We start from the raw sequence: 25430 nt of genomic DNA, 5'->3' as shown, positions 1-25430 counted from the left end.
ATCGGAAGCTGACACATGCATGTGCGTGATTTGACCCAATTTTTACGTGAACTGAGCGAGAACAACAACCGTCCCTGGTTTGTCATGAACAAGCCCCGCTACGACATCCTGCGCGAGGAATTTCTCGCACTGGTGACGTCGCTCATTGCTGAACTGGGCAAGTTCGACCCGGCCGTGAAGTACTGCAATCCGAAGAAGGCCTTGTTCCGCATCAACCGCGACGTGCGTTTTGCGCACGACAAGAGCCCATATAAAACACGTTTTTCCGCCGCCATTGCGCCGAACGACATGCGCCGTCCCAGCAAGGCGGGCGGCCCCACGTATTATCTGCAGATCGATGGCCAGGGCAATCTGCTGTTCGGCGCCGGCGAATACATGCCGCCGCCAGGCCGCCTGAAGGCGCTGCGCGAGCATATGGTCAACGATGCGCCGGGCTTTTCCAAAGTGCTGAAAAATAAGCGCTTGAAGGCCCGCTATGGCACCATCCAGAACGAAGGCAAGTTGCAGCGCCCGCCCAAGGGTTTCGAGGCGGATGCCGAACATATCGAATTCATCAAGCTGAAAAGCTTTTTTGTCTGGACCGAAGTGCCGCTGCCCGTCAACGCGCCGGAAAAACTGCTGTCGACCCTGGCGGAAGGCTTGCACGATGCGTGGCCGCTGGTCGAGTGGATGCGCGGCGCGAAGGAGCCGGAAGAAGACGGCGAGTAATTGCTAAAGGAGCACATGATGGCACTGCAGCACGCAAGTTCAGGGCAGGTGATCGACGTGCGGCGCGGGGAGGGCGACGACCTGTCGCAGTTTTCCGCGATTGCGCTGGCCAGGACGGACGAACTGGAATTGATCCGCATGTGCATGCCCAAGGGCAAGACCATGCCCGAGCATCATGTCCTCGGTGAAATTACCCTGCTGTGCCTGGAAGGCCGGGTGGCGGTGGAAGCGCATGGCGGGGAGCATGTGCTGGGGCCGGGGCAGATGCTGTACCTGCACGGCGGCCAGGCCCATGCGCTGGCCGCGCGCGAAGACAGCCTGGTGCTGCTGACGATATTGATGGCCAAGGCGGGCCGCTAACCCGCCCTTGGCCGCGTCAGGCCGCCTCGGCGCGCGGATCGCGTGCCAGCAGCTGCTGCACCATGACTTGCGGCAAGTCGCCGTCGAACAGCACGCCGGCGACGGCATTGGTGATCGGCATCTCGACGCCCATGCGGCGCGCCAGTTCGCGCACGGCCTTGGCGCAGGGCACGCCTTCGGCCACGTGACCGAGTTCGGCCACGATGGCGGCCAGCGCCTTGCCTTGCGCCAGGCCCAGGCCGACGCGGCGGTTGCGCGACAGGTCGCCCGTGCAGGTGAGTATCAAGTCGCCCATGCCCGTCAAGCCCATGAACGTTTCCGTCTGGCCGCCGAGGGCCGTGCCCAGGCGCGTGATTTCCGCCAGGCCCCGCGTGATCAGCGCGGCGCGCGCGTTCAAGCCCAGGCCCAGGCCGTCGGCCACGCCGGTGGCAATGGCCAGCACGTTCTTGACGGCGCCGCCCACTTCCACGCCCACCAGGTCGTCGCTCGCATACACGCGGAAATTGCCGCCATGCAATGCCGAGACAACGGCGGCGCGCAAAGGCGCGCTGTGCGAGGCGATGGTCAGCGCGCACGGCAAGCCGCGCGCCACTTCCTGCGCGAACGAGGGGCCGGACAGGGCGCCGCCGGCGACCGTGTCGCCCAGCACTTCCTGCACGATCTGGTGCGGCAGCAGGCCAGTGCCGCCTTCAAAGCCCTTGCACAGCCACACCAGGTTGGGGATGGCCTGGTCTTTCAGCTGCTGCAGCATGGGCCGCAGGCCCGCCACGGGGCAGGCGGCGATCAGCAGCGCGTGTTCGCCGCTGGCATGCGCCACGGCGGCGTCGAAGTCGGCGCTGAGGCGCAGTTGCGGCGGCAGGGCAAAACCCGGCAAATAACTGTTTTCGCCGCTGGCGGCCATGGCGGCCATGGCGTCCGCGTTGCGGCCCCACAGCAGCACGTCGTGGCGCGCGGCCAGCGCCATGGCGACGGCCGTGCCCCAGGCGCCGGCGCCCAGGATGGTGATCTTGCGGGGCAGGGCCCGCGCGGCGGGAGATGTATCTGGAGAAACTTGCATGCGACCTCAGTGGAGCGGAAGAAACGGGGACTGCGCCCGGGCAGCGGGCCCGGTGCGCAGGGCGGCGCCTACAGGCCCCACACTTCGCTGGTCTTGACGTAGCCGGCCTGGCCATCCTTGTGGCGGACCTTGACCCAGCCGGAGTTCGGCTGTTCGCTCAATTCCAGCAGCACGCCCTTGTCGACGAGGATGATGGGCGAGGCGTTGTCGTCGGGGCTGGCGCGCACCTTGAGGTTGGCGGCGCGCGCGACGACATTGCGCTTGGCGGACAGGCCCTTGGCTTCCGTCCAGGCCATTTCGCCGCTGGCGTCACGCACCTTGACCCATTCGCCGTAGCTGAGCACGACTTCCAGCGGCATGCCGCGTGGCGCCACGTACAGCTTGCCGCCCTTGCTGGACGGCGCGTCATACAGAATGGCGGGCGCCGCGCCCACCGTCTTGAAATCGACGGCGTGGCTGGCGGCGGTCGCCAGCAGCAGCACGGCGCCTGTCATCCAGCGTAACTTGCTCAAGAGCGGACTTTTCAACATGATATTTTTGAACCTTAACGAAACACGGCGGCCAGGCCGCCGTGTCAGGCCAGCCTTGACGGCCGGCGGGGTCTTGCCTGCAGCTTAGTGCGTCGTCGCGTCGCCGGCTGGAGCAGCGGCGGCAGCGTCGGCGATGGCTTGCAGACGTTGTTGGTAGAACACTTCGAAGTTGATCTCGGCCAGGTGCACTGGCGGGAAGCCGGCACGGGTGATCACGTCGGCGATGTTGGCGCGCAGGTAAGGGTAGATGATGTTCGGGCAGCCGATTCCCAGCAGCGGATCGAGCTGATCGGCAGGAATGTTGCGTGCTTCGAAGATACCGGCTTGCTTGCCTTCCACCAGGAAAGCGACTTTGTCGCCCACTTTGGCGGTGACGGTGATGGTCACGGTGGCTTCAAAGATGCCGTCGGCCAGAGGCGCTGCGCCCACGTCCAGAGCGACTTCGATGGCTGGCGCTTCTTGTTCCAGGAAAATAGCCGGGGAATTTGGTTGTTCCAGCGACATGTCTTTCAGGTAGACGCGTTGGATTTGGAAGACTGGTTGCAGGTTTTCGTCAGACATGGAACGCTTTCGTTGTAAGGGACAAGAACGGCACACCGTTCAAATATGGTGCTTGCGGTATTCAAACCGCGCCGGATAGGCGCGGCCAGATCAGGTGCGAGGCAATTGTATCAAAACAATACGACAAAAAACCAAGCAATTTCTCGAACCCGCTTTATATCAGGCTGCCGTGCCATTTAACAAGGGGTCGAGCTTGCCGGCTTGATCGAGCGCATACAAATCGTCGAAACCGCCCACGTGGGTGTCGCCCACATAAATTTGCGGCACCGTGCGGCGGCCCGTGCGCTCCATCATCTTGACGCGTTCTTCCGGGTCGAGGTCGACGCGGATCTTTTGCACGGCGACGCCCTTCGCTTCCAGCAGGCGCTCGGCGCGCACGCAATACGGGCACACGGCGGTGCTATACACAATTACGGGGACAGTCATGATTTTTCCTTAAAATGGGTCAGGCGCTTACTTGGCCAGCGACAGCGTTTTCAGGGGCAAGCCCTGCTTGTTCCACTCGTCGATGCCGCCTTCCAGGCTGGTTGCTTCAGCGAAACCTGCGTTGGCCAGCAGGCCGACGGCCGTTGCCGAGCGCGAACCTTTCTGGCAAACCACTACAATGGTGCGCGTTTTGAATTTTTCCAGCTCGCCCATGCGTTTTGCCAGTTCCGGCAGCGGAATATTTTTGGCGTCAGGCAAATGGCCCTTGGCGAATTCTTCCGGGCTACGCACGTCGACGATGGTGCTCTTGCCACGGTTGATCAGTTGCGTGACTTCCAGCACGGTCGCGCGCTTGCCGCGCATCGACAGCAGTGGCCAGAGGAGGGCGCCGCCGGAAATAATGACGATGGCAAACAGAAAAATGTGGTCGATAATGAATTTCACGTAGGGTCCAATGGTTTAAGTCAATCCGCGCATTATAAAATAGAAGCTGGACGAGGTCTTTTTACGTTTTGCTTTTTTGATTTGAACCCCTTGAGAAGATAGAACTATGTACAAAATCGTTTTCATGCGTCACGGCGAGTCCACCTGGAACCTCGATAACCGCTTCACCGGCTGGACCGACGTCGATCTGACGGAAAAGGGCGTCAATGAAGCCAGGGCCGCCGGCCAGATCCTCAAGCAGGAAGGTTTTACGTTCGACGTGGCCTACACTTCCGTCCTGAAGCGCGCCATTCGCACCCTGTGGCTGGCGCTTGACGAGATGGACATGATGTATCTGCCGATCAAGAACGACTGGCGCCTGAACGAGCGCCACTACGGCGCCCTGCAAGGCCTGGACAAGGGCGAGACGGCCGCCAAGTATGGCGACGAGCAAGTATTGGTGTGGCGCCGCAGCTACGACACGCCGCCGCCGCCGCTGGAAGCGAACGACGACCGCGCTTCGTACAACGATCCGCGCTACGCCGGCTTGCCGAAAGCCTCGATTCCGCTGACGGAATGCCTGAAGGACACCGTGGCGCGCGTGATGCCGGCCTGGGACGAGGAAATCGCCCCGGCCATCCGCGCCGGCAAGAAAATCATCATCTCGGCCCACGGCAACAGCCTGCGCGCCCTGATCAAGATGCTTGACGGCATCAGCGACAGCGATATCGTCGGTCTGAACATCCCGAACGGCCAGCCGCTCGTGTATGAACTGGATGCCGACCTGAAACCGATCCGTCACTACTACCTGGGCGACCCGGCAGCAATTGCGGCAGCGCAAGCGGCCGTGGCGAACCAAGGGAAGGCCAAGTAACTTGTTGTCTTTCTTCCGCGGCACAGTCATCGCCCCCTCTGCTGAACGACCCCTGCCGGCGTGGCGCGCCGGCGCCATGCTGTGCGCGGCGTTGCTGTTGTCCAGCGGCCTTGCCCAGGGCGCCAAACCCACCGAACGCAGCAAGCAGAAGGCGGCCGCGGAAGCGCAACGTGCCGGATTGCAACAAAAGCTGACGGCGCTCAAGCGCGACATCAGCCGCACGGAAAGCGCCAAGGACGACGCGGCCGATACCCTGGCCGAGTCGGAAGAGGCCATTTCCAACGCCAACCGCGCCCTGCGCGACCTGGCGCAGGAGCAGAACGAGACGGGCGTCAAGCTGACGGCGCTGGGGCAGGAGCACCAGCAGCTGACGGCCACGGTCGACAAGCAGAAGGCGCAGCTGTCAAAGTTGCTGCGTGAGCAATATGTTGCCGGCAATGAAGACCGCATCAAGTTGCTCTTGTCGGGCGACAATCCGAACCGCATCAACCGCGACCTGCAATTGATGGCCTACGTGTCGCAGGCGCAGGCGCGCCTGCTCGCCGCCTTGCGCGCCAACTTGCTGGCAGTGGAAAAGAACCAGGCGGACGTGCAGAACGCCAAGGATGAGCTGGAAGAAATCGCGCAGGAGGAGCGCGACCAGAAAGCCCTGCTGGTGCAGGAAAAGGCGCGCCGCGCCGCCCTGCTGACGACGTTGTCGCAGCGCCTGGTGGCGCAGCGCAAGGAAGCGGGCAATGTCGAGCGCGACGAACAGCGCATGGGCAACCTGGTCGACAAGCTGGCCAAACTGATCGAGGAACAGGCCGCCGCCGCCGCGGCCGAAAAGAAACGCCAGCAGTTGCTGGCCGAGCAGCGCGCCGCCGCGAAAGCGGCCGCCGACGCCAAGGCCGCCGCGGACAAGCGCGAACGCCTGCTGGCGGCGCGCGCCAAGGCCCAGGCCGAACGCGAACGCATTGCCAAAGAGCAACAGAATAAATCGGGCAAAATCAAGCCGCAGACGCCGGTGCCGCCCGTGAAACTGGAACCGATCGATGACGACGAGCCGCCGCAGGTGGCCAAGGTGGCGCCCAAGCCCGAACCCAAGCCGGAACCGGATCCGGAACGTCCGAGCCTGGGCCCGGCCGCGCCGGCCGGCGCCTTTGCCAGCCTGAAAGGGCAGCTGCGCGCGCCCGTGGCGGGCAAGATCGCCGCCCGCTTCGGCAGCAAGCGCGGTGACGGCCCCAGCTGGAAGGGCGTGTTCATCCGCACGGGCGAAGGCAGCGACATTCACGCCATCGCCGGCGGCCGCGTGGTGTTTTCCGACTGGCTGCGCGGCTTCGGCAACCTGATCATCGTCGACCATGGCGGCCAGTACATGAGTATTTATGGCAATAACCAGTCCTTGCTGAAACGGGTCGGCGACGCCGTCAAGGGCGGCGAAACCATCGCCAGCGCGGGCAACAGCGGCGGTAACGAGGAATCAGGGCTATACTTTGAACTGCGTCATCAGGGCCGCGCCTTCGATCCAGCCACCTGGGTGAAGTTTTAAGTTCCCCAGCGTATTTGTAGATTGTGAAGAACTCATGGGCATCAAAGTCAAAAGTATCGGCCTGATCGGTCTGGGCGTCCTGGCCGGCATCGGCATGTCGCTGCAGTTCCCGGCCGTGGCGCAGAAAATCACGAATGCCCCGCTGCCGCTCGACGAGCTGCGCCAGTTGTCGGACGTGTTTGGCCTGATCAAGTCTGATTACGTCGAGAAGGTGGAAGACAAGAAACTGTTGACGGAAGCCATATCCGGCATGGTGTCCTCGCTGGACCCGCATTCCGTCTACCTCGATAAAAATGCCTTCAAGGAAATGCGCGAAAGCGTGCAGGGCAAGTTTGTCGGCATCGGCATCGAAGTGAGCATGGAAGACGGCTACGTGAAAGTCGTTTCGCCCATCGAGGACAGCCCCGCCGCCAAGGCCGGCATCCAGGCCGGCGACTTCATCACCCGCCTCGACAATCTGCCGCTCAAGGGCATGCAGCTGGAAGAAGTCATCAAGAAGATGCGCGGCCAGCCCGGCAGCAAGCTGGTGCTGACCATGTCGCGCAAGGGCGAAAGCCGCCCGCTGGTCTTCCCCATCGTGCGCGAGGAAATCCGCGTGCAGAGCGTCAAGGCCAAGATGGTCGCGCCCGGCTATGCCTGGCTGCGCATCGCCCAGTTCCAGGAACCGACCGTCGATGACATGGTCAAAAAGATCAACGCGCTGTATGCGCAGGACCCCAAGCTCAAGGGCCTGGTGCTGGACTTGCGCAATGACCCCGGCGGCGTCGTGCCGGGCGCCATTGGCGTGGCGACGGCATTTCTCCCAGGCAATTCCATCATCGTCTCGACCAAGGGCCAGCTGCCCGAGTCGAAGCAGGTGTTCTATGGCCGCCGCGAATTCTATGCGCCGCCGGGCGCCAAGGCCGACCCGCTGGCCAAGCTGCCGGCCGCCCTGAAAACCGTGCCGCTCGTGGTGCTGGTCAATGCCGGCTCCGCCTCCGCCTCGGAAATCGTCGCCGGCGCCCTGCAGGATTACCAGCGCGCCACCGTCATCGGCACGCAAACCTTCGGCAAGGGTTCCGTGCAAACTTTGCGCCAGATCACGGCCGACACGGCCGTCAAGCTGACGACGGCCCGCTATTACACGCCGAAAGGCCGCGCCATCCAGGCGCGCGGCATCGTGCCCGACCTGCTGGTCGATGAAACGGCCGAGGGCGACGGCTGGAACAGCCTGCGCGTGCGCGAGGCGGACCTGGAAAAACACCTGAGCAGCGACGACGGCAAGCCGGAAGCGGCCAAGCCGACGATGGAAGGCATGCACGAGCAGCTGGAAGCGGAGCAGCGCCTGATCGCCACGGCGAAAAAACGCAAGCCGCTCGAATACGGCGCCAAGGACGATTTCCAGCTGCAACAAGCCTTGAACCATTTCCAGGGCTTGCCGGTGCAGCTGGCCAAGGTGGACCCGAAGGTGGAGAAGATCGGCGCCAAGCCGGAAATTGCTTCCGACATCAAGGCCGATGACAAGAAGATTCCGGTGCAAAAACCGTAGTCGCCGCCATGAACGACCATCAACTGCTGCGCTATTCGCGCCATATCCTGCTTGACCAGATCGGCATCGAAGGCCAGCAAGCCCTGCTGGACGCACACGTGCTGGTGATCGGCGCGGGCGGGCTCGGTTCGCCGGCCGCCATGTACCTGGCCGCCAGCGGCGTCGGCAGGCTGACCCTGGTCGATGACGATACGGTCGATCTGACCAATCTGCAGCGCCAGATCGCCCACACCACGCAGCGCGTGGGCCAGCCGAAAGTGCTGTCGGCGCGCGAAACCTTGACCGGCATCAATCCCGAGATAGCCATCATTGCCTTGCAGGAACGCCTGGACGGCGCGCGCCTGGCCGAACTGGTCTTGTCAGCCACGGTGGTGCTCGACTGCACCGACAACTTCGCCACGCGCCACGCCGTCAACCGCGCCTGCGTGGCGCACAAGGTGCCGCTGGTGTCGGGCGCCGTGATCCGCTTCGACGGGCAGGTGAGCGTGTTCGACCCGCGCACGGGCACCCAGCCATGTTATTCCTGCCTGTTTCCTCAAGAACAGCAGTTCACGGACGAGGCGTGCTCGACCATGGGCGTGTTCGCGCCGCTGGTGGGCGTGGTCGGCGCCATGCAGGCGGCCGAAGCCCTGAAACTCATCATGGGCGTGGGCGAATCCTTGGCCGGGCGCCTGTTGCTGCTCGACGGGCTGCACATGGAATGGAGCAGCATGCGCGTGGCGCGCGACCCCGGCTGCGCCGTCTGCGGCGTAGTGGTCTTGCCGGCCTGACAGCTGCCGCACAAATTTTTCCCTATATGACAGGCTTTGTCATATTTCCGCTTTATACTCTGCCTTCATTACTCACCTTCTTCTCACTTTCTTATGCAAAACGCAGCAAACCGTCCGATACGCCAGCGCCGCGCGCGCGGCTTCACTTTGATCGAAATCATGGTCGTGGTGGTGATCATGGGTATCCTCGCGTCGCTGGTGGTGCCCAAGCTGATCGCCCGCACGGGCGAGTCGAAAGTGGCGGCGGCGAAAGTCGATATCGCCACCGTGATGCAAGCGCTGAAACTGTACCGCCTGGACAACCAGCGCTATCCGACCACCGAGCAGGGCTTGCGCGCCCTGGTGGAAAAACCGACGACGGGCCCGGCCGCGAATGGCTGGAAAGCGGGCGGCTACCTGGAAAAGATGCCGAAAGATCCTTGGGGCAATCCTTACCAGTACCTGTCGCCGGGCATCAAAGGCGAAGTCGACATCATTTCGCTGGGCGCCGATGGCCAGCCCGGCGGTAGCGGCGACGATGCCGATATCGGCTCCTGGGACCAGTAAGCCCTTCCGCTTTTCCATGCCATGCTCATGCGCGCCATGACACACGGGCGTCCCTCCCACAGCCGCGGCTTCACGCTGATCGAGCTGCTGGTGGTGATGGTCATCATCGGCGTCACCCTGGGGCTCGTGTCGCTCAACGCCATGCCGAATGGCCAGCAAGCCTTGCAAAAGGAAGCCGAGCGCATCGCCCTGCTGCTGCAGCTGGCGCGCGACGAAGCCATCGTGCGCAGCCGCCAGGTGGCGTTCGAGGCGGACGAAAATCAATACCGTTTCCTGGTGCTTAATGAAAAGCTGTGGCAGCCCGTGACGCAGGACGATTTGCTGCGCGAACGCAGCTTCAGCAACACGCCCATGCTGCTCAGCGTGCAGCCGTCGAACAGCGTGGCCCAGCCGCTGCGCATCATCTTCGGCCGCGAACCGGTCGACAAGCCATTCGTGCTGACCCTGGCCAGCGGCGAGCGCAGCGTGGCCATCCGCGCCGACGGCATCGGCCACTTCACGGTCGAACAATGATGGCCTTTACCCGACAACCTCGCCAGCGCGGCTTCACTTTGCTGGAAGTCCTGGTCGCCCTCGTCATCGTCGGCACGGCGCTGGGCGCCTCGCTGCGCGCCGTGGGCAGCCTGACGCAGAACAGCGACGGCTTGCGCAGCGCCATGATGGCCACCTGGTCGGCGGAAAACCACCTGGTGCGCCTGCGCCTGGCGAAAACGTTTCCGCAGACGGGCAAGCGCACGGTCGATTGTCCGCAGGGCGATTTAAAACTCATCTGCGAGGAGGAAGTGGTGGCCACGCCGAATCCCCGCATCCGCCAAGTGCGCGTGAACGTGTACGACGTGCAATATCCGGCCCGGCGCATCGTGCGCCTGGTCTTGCTTTCCTTTAACGACTGATGGCGCGCCGCACGTTCTCCGCCGCCGGCTTCACCCTGATCGAGCTGCTCGTGGCGATCGGCATCCTGGCCATGGTCGCCGTGCTGGGCTGGCGCGGCCTGGACAGCATCGTGCGTTCGCGCGAGGTGCTGACGAGCCAGCTGGAGCAGGCGCGCGGCATGCAGCTGGCGTTTGCCCAGATGCAGAGCGATTGCGACCACCTGGCCGGCGCCGGGCTGAAAAACACGCTGCTCAACGGCCGCGTCAACCTGACGGCCGAGAATGACCGCCTGACCCTGGTGCGCCTGGCCGCATCGGAGCAGGAGCCGCAGCAGTTGCAAGTGGTCACTTACCGCCTGCGTGGCGGCGTGCTGACGCGGCGCGAGTCGAACGGCACGCGCGACCTGGCCGTGCTCGACACCCTGTGGCAGGCGGCGCGCGACGATACCGATACCTCCAGCGCCGACGTGGCCCTGATGCGCGGCGTGGACAGCATGGTCATGCGCGGCTGGAGCAACGGCGCCTGGAACGTGCTGACGGCCGGCGCCACCATCTCGACCCAGGTGCCGGGCCTGGAAGTGACCTTGCAGATGCCGGGCCAGGACGCAGGCCTGTCCAAAGTCTTCTTGCTGGGGCCGGGATGAGGCGCTTTTCGCTCCCTGCGCGCCAGCGCGGCGTGGCCGTCATCACGGCCTTGCTGCTGACGGCGCTGGCCATCACCGTCGTCGCCAGCCTGTTCTGGCAGCAGCAGGTGCAGGTGCGCTCGATGGAAAACCAGCGCCTGCGCCTGCAGACGCAGTGGGCCATGCGCGGCATGGTCGATTTCGCCCGCTTCTGGTTGCGCCAGGACAATCCCTCGCTGACGGCGCTCGACGGCGTGTGGGCCACGCCCATCGAGGAAGCGCGGCTCGATGACTACGTCGACCGTGAAAAGGTCGACACGGAAAAATTCGACGCCACCGTCTCGGGCCGCGCCCTCGACGCGCAGGCGCGTTTCAATATTACCAACCTGGTGGACGCCACGGGCCCCATCAATCCGCAGCAGGTGCTGGCCTACCAGCGTTTGCTGTCGAACCTGCGGCTCGACAGCGGCCTGGCGCAGGCCACGGCCGACGCCGTGCTGCGGGCAAAGCCGAAACCGCGCGCGGTGAGCAGCGGCAGCGATGGCAAGGCCCCGGCCGCCAGCTCCGCGGGCGGCGGCAGCGAGCCGGTGGCCTTCACCCAGATCGAGGATTTGCTGGCCGTGCCCGGCTACACGCCGCAGATGATCGAGCAGCTGCGCGACTTCGTCATCGTCCTGCCGGAGCTCACGCCGGTCAACGTGAATACGGCCCCGGCCGAGGTGCTGGCGGCCGTGACGACGATGTCCTTGTCCGAGGCCAGCGCCCTGACCCTGAGCAATCCGCGCAAAAAATTTGTCGATTTGGCAAACTTAAAGAATAATATTATCGAAGGCGTGGAGCTTGATGTGAAGAGCCGGTATTTTCTGACCGTTATCCGCGTGCGGCTGGACCGCGCCGCCCTCGATGCCGTGGCGCTCGTCAACCGAAAAACGGATCCGCAACGCACCACCAGCCTGGTCTGGCTGCGGGAAAATTAACCCTGAAAGCGAGTCATTTTGACAACTTTGTATATCCGGCACCCGGCCAAGGCGTCCACCGATAGCGCGCCCGCCTGCTCCTTCGTGCTGGCCGGCGACGGCGGCGCCCTGCTGCAGCAGGGCAGCTCGCCCGTGGGCAGCCTGGGCCAGCTGATCGCCGGCGCGAAGCAGGTGGTGCTGCTGCTGGCGGCGGCCGACGTGACCCTGCTGCGCCTGACAACCCCGCCGCTGGCCGGTGCCCGCCTGCGCGCGGCCTTGCCGGGCCTGGTGGAAGAACACATCCTCGGCGACGCCCAGGATTGCCTGCTGGCCGCCGGCGCGGCCGATGCGTCCGGCATGCGCACGGTGGCCGTGGCGCAGCGCGCCTGGGCCGAGGTACTCGTGAAAGCCTTGCTGGCGCAGGGCGCGCGCAAGGTGGCGCTGCTGCCATCCCAGCTGTGCCTGCCCCTGCAGCCGGGCAGCGTGACGGCGTCCTTGCAAGCGGCCGGTGACGGCCTGGAGCTGGCCTTGCGCCAGGCGCCGCAGGAAGGCCTGGGCCTGGTGCTGCCGGCCCAGCCGCAGCAGGCGCTGCTGACGACGCGCGCGTTTGCCGGCGACGTGCCCCTGACGGTGTACGTGGCGCAGGCCGAGCTTGCGCAATATCAACAACTGGCCGCCGGCATGGACGGCGTGACGGTGGCGCCCGACCACTGGGCGCACTGGATCGCCGGCGCCAGGGGCGCGGCGCTGGACCTGGCTCCCGCGCTGGGCACGGCCACGGGCGCGGCCGCCGACTGGCGCCGCTGGCGCTGGCCGTTGCGCCTGGCGCTGCTGACGGTGATCGTCAACCTGGCCGGCATGAATATCGAATGGATGCGCCTGAAGCGCGAGGCGGCCACCGTGCACACCTCGATGCAGCAGACCTTCAAGGCCGCATATCCGAACGAGGCGCCCGTGTCTGGACTGGAAGCGGAGCAGATGCGCCGCAATATCGCTGCCGCCCGCCTGCAGGGCGGCCAGGCCAGCATGGATGACTTCACCAGCATGAGCGCGGCGCTGGGCGAGGCGCTGGGCGGCCTGGCCGGGCGCGGCGTGGTGGCGTCGCTCGAATACCGCGAACGCAGCCTGATCGTGCGGCTCAAGCCGGACATGGTCACCGCCAGCGCCCAGGCGCAGGTGCGCGACGGCCTGGCCGCGCGCAAGCTGGCCTTGAATGAAACGGAGCCGGGCGTGTGGAAGATCACGCCGGCCACGGGAGCAAAAGCATGAGTGCAGCAGTCAACAAGGCGCGCGCAGCGTGGACGGGGCGGCAGCAGGCCGTGCAGGCGTTCTGGGCGGAGCGTACGCAGCAGGAGCGCAAGCTGCTGGCCATCGGCGGCGTGGTGGCGGGGCTGGCCCTCGTCTACGCCGTGTTTTTCGAGCCGGCGTGGACGGGCCGCATCGCCTTGCAAAAAAGCTTGCCCGAGCTGCGCCAGAACGCGGCCCAGCTGCAGGGGCTGGCGCGCGAAGCGGGGGAGCTGGCGCGCCAGGCGCCCGTGCAGGTGGCGCCCATGAGCCGTGACAGCCTCGATGCGTCGCTGAAAGCGCGCGGCCTGGCGCCGCAATCGCTGTCGCTGACGGGAGAGTATGCGCGCGTGCAGCTGAACGGCGTGCCGTTCGCCAGCGTCATGCTGTGGCTGGACGGCTTGCGCCGCGAAGGCCGCATCGCCGTGCAGGAAGCCAAGATCACGGCGCAGAACAAGGCGGGCCAGGTGGACGCCACCCTGAGCCTGCACCAGAGCCCGGGCGCGACGCGATGATGCGCCTGCTCGGATGGCTGCTGGCCATCGTCGCCAGCGTCTGCGTCACCCTGCTGGTGTTTTTCCCGGCCGGCTGGGTGGCCAGTATCGTGGAAAAGCAGACGGGCGGACGTTTGACCTTGGGCGACGCGCAGGGTACCCTGTGGCGCGGCTCGGCCTTTATCGGCGGGGCGGCCAGCGCGAACGGCGCCGTGACGCCGCTGCTGCCGGGGCGCTTCAGCTGGCGCATTTCGCCCTCGGTGCTGTGGGGGGCGGCGGACGTGGAAGTGCAGAATCCGCAGGCGTTGTCGCAGCCGGTGAACCTGCGCGGCTCGTGGTCGCACTGGCAGGTCAGCCCGGCGGCCCTGCTGCTGCCGGCCGATGGCCTCGGCGGCCTTGGTGCGCCGTTAAATACCGTGGCGCCGACGGGCAGCATGCGCCTGTCGTGGAGCACGCTGGAGCTGGCCCTGGAGCAGCGGCAGTTTTCCGCCGTCGGCCGCACCACCTTGCAGATGACGGACATGGCCTCGCGCCTGTCGTCGCTGCGTCCGCTGGGCAGTTATGAACTCGATTTCGATTGGCAGGGGCAGCAGGCGACATTGGCCTTGCGCTCGATCAAAGGACCGCTGCTGCTCGACGGCAGCGGCAGCCTGAATCAGGGGCGCATGCAGTTTTCCGGCCAGGCCCAGGCCGCAGCAGGATATGAAGAGACCTTGGCGAGTTTGTTGAATTTGCTGGGACAGCGCCGTAGCAATAGCGAAAAGAACATCATCGCCTTAGAGTTTAGACAATGAAAAAACCATCCGTGAGCCCAAATACCTCCCCCTTCTCGCTGCGCCGCCTGTCGGCCGCCGCCTTGCTGTGCTGTTCCGTGGCCGGCATGCCGGCGCCCGTCTGGGCCGCGCCCGGCGATGAGGCGGCGCTCAATTTCGTCGGCGCCGACATCGAATCGGTGATCAAGGCGGTGGGCCATTACACCAACATCAATTTCGTCATCGATCCCCGCGTCAAGGGCACGATCACCCTGGTGTCGGAAAAATCGATCAGCAAGACGCAGGCCTTCGGGCTGCTGGCCTCGGCCTTGCGCCTGCAGGGCTACGCGGTGGTGTCCGGCGACGGCTACGCGAAGGTGGTGCCGGAAGCGGACGCCAAGCTGCAGTCCGTGCCGACCCAGGTGGGCAACGGCAGCAGCCAGGTGAAGGGCGACCAGATCGCCACCCAGGTGTTTTACCTGAATTACGAGTCCTCGGCCAACCTGCTGGCCGTGCTGCGGCCGCTGATTTCGCCGAATAACACGATCAACGCCAACCCGGGCAACAACTCGCTGGTGATCACCGATTACGCGGATAACCTCAAGCGCCTGGCGAAAATCATCGCCGCGCTCGACGTGCCCGCCTCGACGGACCTGGATGTGATCCCCGTGCGCTATGCCATCGCTTCCGACCTGGCCTCGATGGTGAATAAACTGATGGAAGGCGGCAGCGGCGGCGCCGGCGCGGCGGCCGACGCGGGCAAGGTCTCGGTGCTGGCCGACCCGCGCACCAATTCGCTGGTGCTGCGCGCGCCGTCGGCGGCGCGCGCCAACCTGGCCAAGTCGCTCATTTCCAAGCTGGACCAGCCCACCACGCAGCTGGGCAATGTGCACGTGGTGTACCTGAAGAACGCGGACGCCACCAAGCTGGCGCAGACCCTGCGCTCGGTGGTGACGTCGGACGGCACGGCCGCCACGGCGCAGCAGGGCGTCGGCAACCAGAATACGAACAACCAGATCAGCCAGAGCAACAGCGGCATGAACAGCACGGGCCTGGGCGGCAATACCCAGAGCGGCACCACGGGCGGGGCGGCGCTGAGCAACGGGCCGCAGCAGCTGTCCTCGGGCGGCGCGGCGGGCTTCATCCAGGCGGACGCTTCGACCAATACCCTGATTTTGACCTGTAACGAAGCCGTTTACCGCAACCTGCGCGCCGTGATCGACCAGCTCGACGTGCGCCGCGCCCAGGTCTACATCGAGGCGCTGATCGTCGAAGTGACGTCGGCCAAGGCTTCCGAATTCGGCGTGCAGTGGCTGGGGCTGTCCGGCGACAGCAACAGCAGCTACCGCGTGGGCGCGCTGCAGTCGTTTGCCGGCGGCACCGACAACAATATCGCCAAGCTGGCGCTGGGCGGCGGCAAGGTGCTGCCCACGGGCGGCCTGACCCTGGGCATCTTCAAGCAGATCAACGGCGCGCTGGGCCTGGGCGCCGTGGCGCATGCGCTGGAATCGGACGGCAATGCGAACATCCTGTCGACGCCGAACCTGATCACCCTGGACAACGAGCTGGCGACCATCAAGGTGGGCCAGAACGTGCCTATCCTGACGGGCCAGTACACCAGCACGGCCGGCACCAACACGAATCCGTTCCAGACCATCGACCGCAAGGAGGTGGGCCTGACCCTGAAGGTGCGCCCGCAGATTTCCGAGGGCGGCACCATCAAGCTGGGCATCTATCACGAGACGTCGAGCGTGGATAAATCCACGGCGACGGCCGTCAGCGGCATCACGATTAACAATCGCGTGATCGAAAACAATGTGCTGGCCGACGATGGGCAGATCATTGTACTGGGCGGTTTGATCGAGGACAGCACGGGCGACAACGCGGAAAAAGTACGCGGTTTGGGCGACATCCCCTTGCTGGGCAACCTGTTCAAGTATCAGACGCGCGAGCGCAAGAAAACCAATCTGATGATCTTCCTGCGCCCCGTCATCGTGCGCAACAAGGAGCAGAGCGGCAGCCTGGCGGCCGACCGCTACGATTACATGCGCTCGGCCGAGACGGCCGCCGTGCCGGCTTCGGGCAACCTGATGCTGAAAGACCTCGGTACGCCGGTCCTGCCGGCCCTGGAAAACGGCCAGCCGGTGGGCGGCAGCATGGTGACGCGTCCCGTGCCGCCGGCGCCGACGCCGCCGCCAGGCGCGCCGGCCAATGCGGCCACGCCGCCGCAGCCGCTGCTGCAGCAATACCAGCAGCAACAGCAGCAGAAGTGATCGGGGCGCCATGAGTAATCTGCTTCCCTACGCCTACGCGCGCGATTTCGGCCTGCTGGCCCGGCCCGGCGCCGTCGATGGCGCCCCGGTCGAGGTGCTGGTGGCGGCATCGACGGCGCCGGCGGCCATCGCCGAAGTGTCGCGCCGTTTCGGCCAGATTCAATTGACGGTGCTGCCGCGCCCCGAGCTCGACGCGGCCATTGCCGGCGCCTACGCGGGCGGCGGCGGCGACGCGTCGCAGATGGCCGATGAATTCGACGCCGACCTGGACTTGACCAAGCTGCTGCAGGACGTGCCGGCCATCGAGGACCTGCTTGAATCGTCGGACGATGCGCCCGTCATCCGCATGATCAACGCGCTGCTGACGCAGGCGCTGCGCGAAGGCGCGTCCGATATCCACATCGAACCGTTCGAGCAGACGTCCGTCGTGCGCTTCCGCATCGACGGCAGCCTGCGCGACGTGGTGCGCCCCCGCAAGGCCATCCACGGCTCGCTGATTTCGCGCATCAAGATCATGGCGCAGCTCGACATCGCCGAAAAACGCCTGCCGCAGGACGGCCGCATCACCCTGCGCGTGGGCGGCAAGCCCGTCGACGTGCGCGTCTCGACCCTGCCCACCGGCCATGGCGAACGGGCCGTCTTGCGCTTGCTGGACAAGGAGGCGGGCCGCCTCGACCTGCAGCACCTGGGCATGAGCGCGCCCATGCTGAAGCAGTTCGACGGCCTGATCACGCAGCCGCACGGCATCGTGCTCGTCACGGGCCCTACCGGCTCGGGCAAGACCACCACCCTGTATGCGGCGCTGTCGATGCTCAACGCCACCACGACGAACATCCTGACGGTGGAAGACCCGATCGAGTACGACCTGGCCGGCGTGGGCCAGACGCAGGTCAATCCGCGCATCGACATGACGTTTGCCAAGGCGCTGCGGGCGATTTTGCGGCAGGATCCGGACGTGATCATGATCGGCGAGATCCGCGACCTGGAAACGGCGCAGATCGCCGTGCAGGCGTCGCTGACGGGCCACCTGGTGCTGGCCACCCTGCACACGAACGATGCCTCGGCGGCCGTCACGCGTCTGCTCGACATGGGCATCGAACCGTTCCTGCTGTCGTCGTCGCTCTTGGGCGTGCTGGCGCAGCGGCTGGTGCGCAAGCTGTGCGGCTCCTGCAAGACCTTCGATGGCCAGTACTGGCAGGCGGTCGGCTGCGAGCAGTGCGGCCAGACGGGCTACCAGGGCCGCGTCGGCGTGTATGAACTGCTGCGCACGACGGAGCAGATCCGCGCGCAGATCCACAACCGGGCGTCGGAGGCGGACGTGCGCGCCGTCGCCCTGCAGGACGGCATGACGGGCATGCGCGACGACGGCGAACGCTGGCTGCGCGACGGCACCACCACGCAGGCCGAGTTGCTGCGCGTGACCAAAGACTAGGCCCGCCACCATGCCCGCATTCCGTTATGAAGCCGTTGACGCGCAAGGCGCCACCCGCAAGGGCGTGCTCAATGCCGACAGTCCCCGTTCCGCGCGCGCCGAGCTGCGCGTGCAAGGCCTGGTGCCGCTGGCCGTCGAGCAGATCGCCGCGCAGGTGGACGCCGCCGGCGTCACCAAGCGGCGCGGCTTCGGCGAGCGCCTCTCAAACACCGAGCTGGCCCTGTTTACGCGCCAGCTGGCCAGCCTGCTGGAAGCGGGCCTGCCGCTGGAGCAGGCGTTTTCCGCGCTGCTGGAACAGGCCGAGCGGCCCTACCTGCGCGACCTGATCGCCTCGATCCGCTCGGAAGTAATCGGCGGCGCCGCGTTTTCCGACGTGCTGGCGCGGCACCCGCGCGATTTCGCGGAAATTTACCGGGCGCTGGTGGCGTCGGGCGAGCAGATCGGCCATCTGTCGCGCGTGCTCTCGCGCCTGGCCGACTATATCGAGCGGCGCAATGCGCTGGTGCAGAAGGTCAAGCTGGCGTTTACGTATCCGGCCATCGTCACGGTGGTGGCGTTTTCCATCGTGATCTTCCTGCTCACCTACGTGGTGCCGCAGATCGTTTCCGTGTTCGCCAATACCAAGCAGAAGCTGCCCATGCTGACGGTGATCATGCTGGCGCTGTCGGACTTCGTGCGCCATTACGGCATCGTCGTGGCGATTGCCCTCGTCGGCGCCTGGGTGGCGTGGCGCCGCGCACTGCAGCAGCCGGCACTGAAGCGGCGCTGGCATACCTGGCTGCTGACGGCGCCCCTGTACGGCAAGTTCGAGCGCAGCCTGAACACGGCGCGTTTCGCCAGCACCCTGGCCATTACCACCGGGTCCGGCGTGCCGATCCTGCGCGCGCTCGACACCAGCCGCGACACGCTGACGAACGTGGCGATGCAGGAACTGGTGGTCGAGGCCAGCGGCGCCGTGCGCGAAGGCGTGAGCCTGGCGCGCGCGCTGTCGGCGCAAAAGCATTTTCCGCCCATGCTGATCCACATGATACGCGCCGGCGAAATCACGGGCGAACTGCCGGCCATGCTCGAGCGCGCCGCCAGCGCGCAGGAGCAGGACCTGGAACGCCGCACCCTGACCATCGCCGGCTTGCTGGAACCGGCCCTGATCCTGGCCATGGGCGTGGTGGTGCTGCTGATCGTGCTGGCCGTATTAATGCCGATTATCGAGATTAATCAGCTGGTGCGTTAAGAGAAATATCAAGGAAACCATGAAGCGTTTGCCCCAACTTGTAAGTTTGCTCGCCGTCGTGGCGCTGTCCGTCTCGCTGGCCTACTGGGCCATGCAGCTGTTCAAGGCGCCGCAACGCCCCATCAATCCTCCCGCCGTGCCGGTGGTGCAGGATGCCAGCGTGGAGGCGGGCGCCTCGCTGTTCGGCGGCCAGGTCAGCGTGGCCACGGCCAGCAACTATCAGCTCAAGGGCGTGGTGGCGGCCGGCAATGGCCGCGGCAGCGTGGCCATCATCTCGACCGACGGCAAGCCGTCCGTGGCCCTGCCTGAAGGCGCCGAGGTGGCGCCCGGCGTGACGGTGCAGGAAGTGCATGCGCGCCATGTGCTGCTGCTTGACGGTGGCGTGAGCAAGCGCATCGACCTGGTGGCGGACGACAAGGCGCTGGCCTTGCCGGCGCAGGTGGCTGCCGCGCCGGCGCCCGCCGCGGCGCCCGCGCCGGCGACGAACCTGGTGCCGCCGCCGTTGCCGACGGAGCAGCCGCGCCCGGCCACCATGATGCCGGCGCCGCCGCAGGTGACCAGCAGCGCGCCGCCGTCGAATTAACGCCGCCGCATTCACTATGCAGTAACGCCGTTGTTATCGTATTTTTCCGATGGCGCCGTGCCGCCATCGCCACAGGAGTCTTCATGTTCTTGATCCGTGCCGTCCTGGCGGCCTGCGTGGCGGCGCTATGCGTCTTGCCGCAAGCCGGCGCTGCCGCAGCCGACGCTCCCGCCGTCGCGCCTTCCCCCGTTCCCGGCCAGGCCGTTCCCCCGCCCGCGCGCCCGCGCATCGCCCTGGTGCTGTCGGGCGGCGGCGCGCGCGGCCTCGCGCATATCGGCGTATTGAAAGTGCTGCAGGAACTGCACGTGCCGATCGACATGGTGGTCGGCACCAGCATGGGCGGCGTGGTCGGCGGCGCGTATGCGGCCGGCGCTTCCGTGGCGGACCTGGAGAAGATGGCGCGCGAGACGAATTGGGCGCGCGTGGTGGCCGACCGGCCGCCGCGCGACGAACTGGCGTTCCGCCGCCGCGAGGAAGATTTGCTGCTGCCGTCGCGCATCGAATTCGGCACCAGCCGCAACGGCATTTCCACGCCGCCGGCCGCGGCCAGCAATGCGGCGCTGGAGATGGCGCTGAACCGCCTGCTGCCGGCCGGCATGCGCGACCGTCCCGCCAGCCAGCTGCCCTTGCCCTTCCGCTCGGTGGCCTCGGACCTGGTCAATGGCGAACTGGTGGAGCTGGTCGACACGCCGCTGTTCCTGTCGATGCGCGCCTCGCTGGCCGTGCCGGGCGTGTTCGCCCCCGTGCGCGTCAACAACCGGCTGGTGGTCGACGGGGGCCTGGTGCGCAACCTGCCCGTCGACATGGCGCGCGCCATGGGCGCCGACATCATCATCGCCGTCAACGTGGGCACGCCGCTGGCGCCGGAAAAAGAGCTGGGCAGCGCCATCGGCGTGGCGCAGCAGATGCTGCAGATCCTCACGGAGCAGAACGTGCAGCGCTCGCTCAAGGAACTGCAGCCGCAGGACATCCTGGTGGCGCCGGACCTGACGGGCGTCAGCTTCCTCGACTTTGAAAACTATGCGCGCGCCATGCGCGCCGGCGAACAGGCGGCGCAGGCGCTGGCCGCCCGCCTGGCGCCGCTGGCCCTGCCGCCGGAACAGTACGTGGCGCGCGAGCAGCTGCGCCTGGCCGCGCCGGCCCTGCTCGACGTGGCCCTGCCGCTGACGCGCCTGGCCGTGGAGAGCGAAGGCGATATCAATCCGCGCATCCTGCAGGCGCAATCGGGCCTGGTGGAAGGGCAGTCGGTCACCCAGGAAGACGTGCTCAAGGCGGCGGCCAAGCTGTATGGCCGCGGCGACGTGGCGCGCGTCGAGACGGACGTGGTCGATGCGGGCGACCAGCGCGCCGTCACCATCAAGGCCGTCGAGGCGCCGTGGGCCAGCAGCCGCCTGCGCGTGGGCCTGGAAGTGGCCAGCGATTTCAGGGACAGCAATACCTTTGCCTTGAAGCTGCTGCACGTGCGCTCGAATCTGAACAGCTGGGGCGGCGAATTGCGCAGCATGGTGCAGATCGGCACCACGCGCAACTTCGGGGTGCAGTACTGGCAGCCGCTGGGCGCCGGCAATCCGTGGTACATCGCGCCGTCGATCCAGTACAGCTCGCAGGCGGTCGACCTGTTCGACAAGGGACGGCGCAATGCGCGCGTCGCCTACAGCGGCCAGGGCGCCAGCCTGGTGCTGGGGCGCCAGTTCGGTTTCTGGGGCGATCTGCAGTTCGGCATCACGCGCAGCGAAGTCAAGGCCGGCGTCAGCATTCCCGCCGACCCGGCCTTGGCCGACCAGCGGGCGCTGGGCACCAACCAGTTCGTCCAGTTCCGCGTCGATACCCTCGATTCGCCCGGTTTCCCCACGCGCGGCGTGCTGTTCGACGCCACCTGGACGCGCTCGGCGACCACCGGTACGGGCGAGTCGGGCCTGGGGCGTTCCGCCATCACGGGCATGAAGGCCTTTGGCCGCGGCAACTGGGCCGGCCACGTGTATGGCGAATGGGCGCGCGCGCAGCGGGGCGAGGCGCCGCTCAGCCTGGGCGGCTTTTTGCGCCTGTCCGGCACGCAGTTCGAGTCGGTGACGGGGCGCAGCGTGGCCCTGGCGCGCATCGTGATGGCGCGCCGCATCGGTTCTCTGCCGAGCACCCTGGGCGGCGCCGTGCGGGCCGGCTTTTCGCTGGAAATGGGCGGCGGCTTCGATCAGAGCGAGCGCTGGAAAGCCAGCAAATTCACGCAGGCCAGCAGCGCCTTCATCTCCGTCGATACGCGCTTCGGCCCCGTGTACGTGGCGTCGGGCGCGTCGAAGGGCGGCGCGAGCACGCTCTATCTGTTCCTGGGACCGGTCTGGTAAGGGGCTGCCGGGGCGACGGACGCCGTGCTGCGGCGCAGCGCCGTGAAGGCGGCAAATTCCCATGAGCGAAAACCCAGCAGCAGGGTAAAGCCGTCGCGCTCCTGCGCGGGCAGGCGCCGGTCGTTCTGGTGCAGGCGCGCCAGTTCCTCGGCCAGCTGGCGGATTTTTTGCACCAGCTCCTGGGCGCTCGACAGCGACAGGCGCGCCGGGATGCACATCAGGGTTTCGCCGGCGCCGTCAAAGTGTCCGCTGAAATAATCGGCTACCACGTACTCGCGGAAGTACTGCTGCACGGGACCGTCGGCCAGCCAGTGGAAGGCGTTCGAGACGCGCAGGCTGTAGCGGTTCAGCGGTTTGAGCTCGATCAAGCCCAGGCGGTCCAGTTCGGCCAGGCAGCCGATGCACTCGGCCTGCGTCAGCGCATACGTTTCCACCACCTGCTCCAGGCTCCAGTGGCCCAGGCAGCAGATCGCCACCAGCAGCAGGCGCGGATGCGCCACCAGCGACTTTTCCTGCACCAGGGTGAGCGTGTCGGCGTGCGGCGTGATGTCGGCCGCGCCGCGCAGCACGTCTTCCATGGCGATGCCGGAAGCCTTGCAGATCAGGGCCAGGCGCGACAGCGACATGTCGTGCTGGCCAAACATGCGCTTGACGCTCGATTCGCTCATGGCGATGCGCTCGGCCAATACCTTATAAGTGATGCCGGCGGCGCGCAATTGGGTGCGCAGCACGCGTAAAACCAGTTCAGGCGAACTCACGATAGTTCCTTTTTACAAGTTTGGTAGCGGATGACGGTACCGAATGTAGCCCTTAATGGCACTTTGCACAAGGTGATAGTACTTTGTGGCAAAAAAGATGACACTCCCGCTTGTGGCTCGCGCAGCGCGCTACAACCAGGCAATCCATCCACTTGTAGAGGTTATCCATGTTCCCATCTTTCCGTTTTCCCGCAGCCCTGCTGGCGCTGGCCAGTATCGCTCCCCTGCATGCCGCGGCTGCCGATCCGGCGCCGAGCCCCATCTATATGGGCGCCAGCTACGGCTTTCGCGCCAGCACCAACCTCGATTGCGTGCCAGGACAAGGCGATTGCGACAAAAGCAGCAAGCGCAGCGGCAAGGCCTACGTGGGCTACAGTTTCGATGCGCTGCCGTTTCAGGGCGGCGTGGCCCTGCCTTCGATTGAGCTGGTGGGGTACCTGGGGGGAGAGGTCAAGTCCGGCTTTGACACGGGCGCCGGCAAGCGTGCTGGTCGCGGCAAATTCACCGGTCTCGGCATGCAGGGCGTGCTCGGCTACCAGTTCGACGCGTTCACCCTGAGCGGCCGCGCCGGCGTGGCTTACACGCAGGGCAAGGTCGATTATCTGGGCGGCGGTTCGGACAAGAAGGACAAGATCGGCCTGACCTACGGTATCGGCGCGGCATATGCGTTGAACAAGAACTGGTCGCTGCACCTCGATTGGGACCGCGTGCCGGTCAAGTACAGCACCCAACAGACGAGCAAGGTCGACATGTTTTCGCTGGGCGCGTCCTACCGTTTCTAAGGGGGACGTTCAGCAGACGATGGCCTGATGGCGGACGCCCTGTAAAAGGGGTGTCCGCGGGCGGCCTGCAATGCCCATGGCGGCGTTGCACTGCGCATACTGTCTTCGTCCATGCGCCTTGCCATGGACATTTCCAGATCAGTCCTTGACGTCTGCCTTCAGCAGCAGTTTCGCCAGCAGGCGTTTTTCCTGCTGGCGCTGGCCGGACACGGTCTTCACATGCGCCCCGGCGGCGCGCTGCAGGGCAGCGGTGGCGACCGGGTTGCGCGGCTTTTGCGAGGGTTCGACGCGGAACTGCATTTTCTGCCGCGTCGCCAATGCCTTGTTTGCCATCGGTCCCCTCCTTGACTACAGCACGTAGCGCGACAGGTCTTCGTTGACCGACAGCGCTTCCAGGCGTTCATTGACGTAGGCGGCATCGATCACCAGCAGGTTTTCCGTCGTGCTGCTGCCTTCGCTGGCCGTAAACGACACTTCCTCCAGCAGTTTTTCCATCACCGTGTGCAGCCGGCGCGCGCCGATGTTTTCCGTGCGCTCGTTAACCGAATAGGCGATTTCCGCCAGGCGCGTGATGCCTTCCGGGGCGAATTTCAAGGTCAGGTTTTCCGTCGCCAGCAGGGCTTCGTACTGCATCGTCAGGCAGGCGTCGGTGCTGGTCAGAATGCGCTCGAAGTCCGAGATCGACAGCGATTCCAGTTCCACGCGGATGGGGAAGCGACCCTGCAGCTCGGGGATCAGGTCCGACGGCTTGGCCAGGTGGAAGGCGCCCGAAGCGATGAACAGGATGTGGTCCGTGCGTATCATGCCGTACTTGGTGTTGACGGTCGTGCCTTCGACCAGCGGCAGCAGGTCGCGCTGCACGCCGGCGCGCGAGACGTCGGCGCCGCCCGCTTCCGAGCGCGAGGCGATCTTGTCGATTTCGTCGAGGAAGACGATGCCGTTCTGCTCGACGTTCTGGATGGCCTTCTGTTTCAGCTCATCCTCGTTGACCAGCTTGGCCGCCTCTTCCTCGACCAGCAGCTTTAATGCTTCCTTGATCTTGACCTTGCGCGCCTTCTTGCGCTGGCCGCCCACGCCCGAAAACATGGACTTGATCTGCTCCGTCATTTCTTCCATGCCCGGCGGCGCCATGATTTCCATCTGCGGGCCCGCCTCGGCCAGTTCCAGCTCGATTTCCTTGTCATCGAGCTCGCCCTGGCGCAAGCGCTTGCGGAAGGTCTGGCGCGTGCTGTCGCCGCTGCCCGTGTCCACGGCCGCTGGCGTATTCGGCGTGAAACCGAAGTCGCGCGCCGGCGGCACGAGGATATCGATGATGCGGTCTTCCGCCGCGTCTTCGGCGCGCGCGCGCACTTTCTTCATTTCCAGCGCGCGCGTCTGCTTGATGCCGATGTCGATCAGGTCGCGGATGATGGTGTCGACGTCGCGGCCAACATAGCCCACTTCCGTAAACTTGGTCGCTTCGATCTTGATGAACGGCGCTTCGGCCAGCTTGGCCAGGCGGCGCGCGATTTCCGTCTTGCCGACGCCCGTGGGGCCGATCATGAGGATGTTCTTGGGCGTGATTTCATGGCGCAGCGGTTCGGCCACCTGCTGGCGGCGCCAGCGGTTGCGCAGGGCGATGGCGACGGCGCGCTTGGCCTTGGCCTGGCCCACCACGTGTTTGTCGAGTTCGGTAACGATTTCCGACGGGGTCATGTTCATGATCATAGTTGGCTTTCTGTATTCTTTGCTTGGGCGCGC

General features: G+C 65.7%; 28 protein-coding genes. 20 read left to right on the top strand and 8 right to left on the bottom strand.

Annotation, left to right across the window (positions count from 1 at the left end; all coding sequences use genetic code 11):
- Positions 1-15 precede the first annotated feature (15 nt).
- The gene (locus tag AC07VI_RS24735) at positions 16-708 is read left to right on the top strand and encodes a DUF2461 domain-containing protein (RefSeq protein ID WP_086147891.1); all 693 of its coding nucleotides are present in this window, start codon (positions 16-18) and stop codon (positions 706-708) included.
- 15 nt (positions 709-723) lie between these two features.
- Positions 724-1068 carry a cupin domain-containing protein gene (locus tag AC07VI_RS24730; protein WP_492992185.1) on the top strand — a complete coding sequence of 115 codons (345 nt, stop codon included), beginning with the start codon at positions 724-726 and terminating at the stop codon, positions 1066-1068.
- Between the two features lie 16 nt (positions 1069-1084).
- Here AC07VI_RS24730 and AC07VI_RS24725 read toward each other — a convergent pair whose 3' ends face one another.
- The 5 genes from AC07VI_RS24725 to AC07VI_RS24705 form a co-directional block, all read right to left on the bottom strand.
- Complete coding sequence (locus tag AC07VI_RS24725) at positions 1085-2125, bottom strand: NAD(P)H-dependent glycerol-3-phosphate dehydrogenase (protein WP_099374873.1); 1041 nt, start codon at positions 2123-2125, stop codon at positions 1085-1087.
- 68 nt (positions 2126-2193) lie between these two features.
- Positions 2194-2655, bottom strand: coding sequence for an SH3 domain-containing protein (locus AC07VI_RS24720; protein ID WP_086147893.1), 462 nt, complete (start codon positions 2653-2655; stop codon positions 2194-2196).
- A gap of 84 nt (positions 2656-2739) precedes the next feature.
- Complete coding sequence (gene secB / locus AC07VI_RS24715; protein WP_086139933.1) at positions 2740-3216, bottom strand: protein-export chaperone SecB; 477 nt, start codon at positions 3214-3216, stop codon at positions 2740-2742.
- Positions 3217-3375: 159 nt separating this feature from the next.
- Complete coding sequence (gene grxC / locus AC07VI_RS24710) at positions 3376-3642, bottom strand: glutaredoxin 3 (RefSeq protein WP_086147894.1); 267 nt, start codon at positions 3640-3642, stop codon at positions 3376-3378.
- Between the two features lie 27 nt (positions 3643-3669).
- Positions 3670-4086, bottom strand: coding sequence for a rhodanese-like domain-containing protein (locus AC07VI_RS24705; protein ID WP_086147895.1), 417 nt, complete (start codon positions 4084-4086; stop codon positions 3670-3672).
- A gap of 106 nt (positions 4087-4192) precedes the next feature.
- Between AC07VI_RS24705 and gpmA the strand changes: the two genes are divergently transcribed.
- From gpmA to AC07VI_RS24620, 17 genes are all read left to right on the top strand, one after another.
- The gene (gpmA, locus tag AC07VI_RS24700) at positions 4193-4939 is read left to right on the top strand and encodes a 2,3-diphosphoglycerate-dependent phosphoglycerate mutase (protein ID WP_076565037.1); all 747 of its coding nucleotides are present in this window, start codon (positions 4193-4195) and stop codon (positions 4937-4939) included.
- Positions 4940-5015: 76 nt separating this feature from the next.
- The gene (locus tag AC07VI_RS24695; RefSeq protein WP_492996238.1) at positions 5016-6467 is read left to right on the top strand and encodes a murein hydrolase activator EnvC family protein; all 1452 of its coding nucleotides are present in this window, start codon (positions 5016-5018) and stop codon (positions 6465-6467) included.
- A 34-nt stretch (positions 6468-6501) separates the two neighbouring features.
- Positions 6502-7995, top strand: a complete 1494-nt coding sequence (locus AC07VI_RS24690) for a S41 family peptidase (protein WP_099374874.1) — start codon at positions 6502-6504, stop codon at positions 7993-7995.
- An 8-nt stretch (positions 7996-8003) separates the two neighbouring features.
- Positions 8004-8765: a HesA/MoeB/ThiF family protein gene (locus tag AC07VI_RS24685; RefSeq protein WP_492992189.1), complete on the top strand. Its 762-nt coding sequence runs from the start codon at positions 8004-8006 to the stop codon at positions 8763-8765.
- Positions 8766-8858: 93 nt separating this feature from the next.
- Positions 8859-9311: a type II secretion system major pseudopilin GspG gene (gene gspG, locus AC07VI_RS24680; RefSeq protein WP_076565043.1), complete on the top strand. Its 453-nt coding sequence runs from the start codon at positions 8859-8861 to the stop codon at positions 9309-9311.
- A 27-nt stretch (positions 9312-9338) separates the two neighbouring features.
- Entirely contained in the window at positions 9339-9824 is a 486-nt protein-coding gene (gene gspH / locus AC07VI_RS24675; protein ID WP_492992191.1) for a type II secretion system minor pseudopilin GspH, read from the top strand.
- Positions 9824-10204, top strand: a complete 381-nt coding sequence (gspI, locus tag AC07VI_RS24670; RefSeq protein WP_492996240.1) for a type II secretion system minor pseudopilin GspI — start codon at positions 9824-9826, stop codon at positions 10202-10204. The genes gspH and gspI overlap by 1 nt, the downstream gene beginning before the upstream one ends.
- Positions 10204-10827, top strand: coding sequence for a PulJ/GspJ family protein (locus tag AC07VI_RS24665; RefSeq protein ID WP_086147900.1), 624 nt, complete (start codon positions 10204-10206; stop codon positions 10825-10827). Before gspI ends, AC07VI_RS24665 begins: the two co-directional genes overlap by 1 nt.
- Entirely contained in the window at positions 10824-11783 is a 960-nt protein-coding gene (gene gspK / locus AC07VI_RS24660; protein ID WP_086147901.1) for a type II secretion system minor pseudopilin GspK, read from the top strand. Before AC07VI_RS24665 ends, gspK begins: the two co-directional genes overlap by 4 nt.
- 18 nt (positions 11784-11801) lie before the next feature.
- A complete protein-coding gene (gspL, locus tag AC07VI_RS24655; protein ID WP_492992194.1) occupies positions 11802-13031 on the top strand; it encodes a type II secretion system protein GspL in 1230 nt (409 codons plus the stop codon).
- Positions 13028-13561, top strand: coding sequence for a type II secretion system protein M (locus AC07VI_RS24650; protein WP_086147903.1), 534 nt, complete (start codon positions 13028-13030; stop codon positions 13559-13561). The genes gspL and AC07VI_RS24650 overlap by 4 nt, the downstream gene beginning before the upstream one ends.
- Positions 13558-14334, top strand: a complete 777-nt coding sequence (locus AC07VI_RS24645) for a type II secretion system protein N (protein ID WP_492992197.1) — start codon at positions 13558-13560, stop codon at positions 14332-14334. The genes AC07VI_RS24650 and AC07VI_RS24645 overlap by 4 nt, the downstream gene beginning before the upstream one ends.
- Complete coding sequence (gene gspD / locus AC07VI_RS24640; RefSeq protein ID WP_086147905.1) at positions 14331-16565, top strand: type II secretion system secretin GspD; 2235 nt, start codon at positions 14331-14333, stop codon at positions 16563-16565. The genes AC07VI_RS24645 and gspD overlap by 4 nt, the downstream gene beginning before the upstream one ends.
- 10 nt (positions 16566-16575) lie before the next feature.
- Positions 16576-17997, top strand: coding sequence for a type II secretion system ATPase GspE (gspE, locus tag AC07VI_RS24635; protein ID WP_099374878.1), 1422 nt, complete (start codon positions 16576-16578; stop codon positions 17995-17997).
- 10 nt (positions 17998-18007) lie between these two features.
- Complete coding sequence (gspF, locus tag AC07VI_RS24630) at positions 18008-19228, top strand: type II secretion system inner membrane protein GspF (protein WP_086147907.1); 1221 nt, start codon at positions 18008-18010, stop codon at positions 19226-19228.
- A gap of 19 nt (positions 19229-19247) precedes the next feature.
- Positions 19248-19811, top strand: coding sequence for a type II secretion system protein N (locus AC07VI_RS24625; protein ID WP_099374879.1), 564 nt, complete (start codon positions 19248-19250; stop codon positions 19809-19811).
- An 83-nt stretch (positions 19812-19894) separates the two neighbouring features.
- The gene (locus tag AC07VI_RS24620; protein WP_099374880.1) at positions 19895-22150 is read left to right on the top strand and encodes a patatin-like phospholipase family protein; all 2256 of its coding nucleotides are present in this window, start codon (positions 19895-19897) and stop codon (positions 22148-22150) included.
- On the opposite strand, the gene AC07VI_RS24615 is transcribed toward AC07VI_RS24620, so the two are convergent.
- Positions 22123-22908: a helix-turn-helix domain-containing protein gene (locus AC07VI_RS24615; RefSeq protein WP_172404820.1), complete on the bottom strand. Its 786-nt coding sequence runs from the start codon at positions 22906-22908 to the stop codon at positions 22123-22125. The two genes, AC07VI_RS24620 and AC07VI_RS24615, sit on opposite strands and share 28 nt — an antisense overlap.
- 167 nt (positions 22909-23075) lie before the next feature.
- Between AC07VI_RS24615 and AC07VI_RS24610 the strand changes: the two genes are divergently transcribed.
- Positions 23076-23690 (top strand): outer membrane protein, encoded by a 615-nt coding sequence (locus AC07VI_RS24610; RefSeq protein ID WP_086147055.1) that lies wholly within the window; start codon positions 23076-23078, stop codon positions 23688-23690.
- 138 nt (positions 23691-23828) lie between these two features.
- Here the strand turns inward: AC07VI_RS24610 and AC07VI_RS24605 are convergent, their stop codons facing one another.
- Both AC07VI_RS24605 and hslU read right to left on the bottom strand, forming a co-directional pair.
- Positions 23829-24023, bottom strand: coding sequence for a hypothetical protein (locus AC07VI_RS24605; RefSeq protein ID WP_099420344.1), 195 nt, complete (start codon positions 24021-24023; stop codon positions 23829-23831).
- A gap of 15 nt (positions 24024-24038) precedes the next feature.
- Entirely contained in the window at positions 24039-25391 is a 1353-nt protein-coding gene (gene hslU / locus AC07VI_RS24600; RefSeq protein WP_086147088.1) for an ATP-dependent protease ATPase subunit HslU, read from the bottom strand.
- Positions 25392-25430: the final 39 nt, after the last annotated feature.

The organism is Janthinobacterium sp. GW821-FHT03A03 (assembly GCF_059421435.1).
The sequence above is the reverse complement of the archived record's forward strand: the minus strand, read 5'-3'. Positions and strand labels throughout refer to the sequence as shown.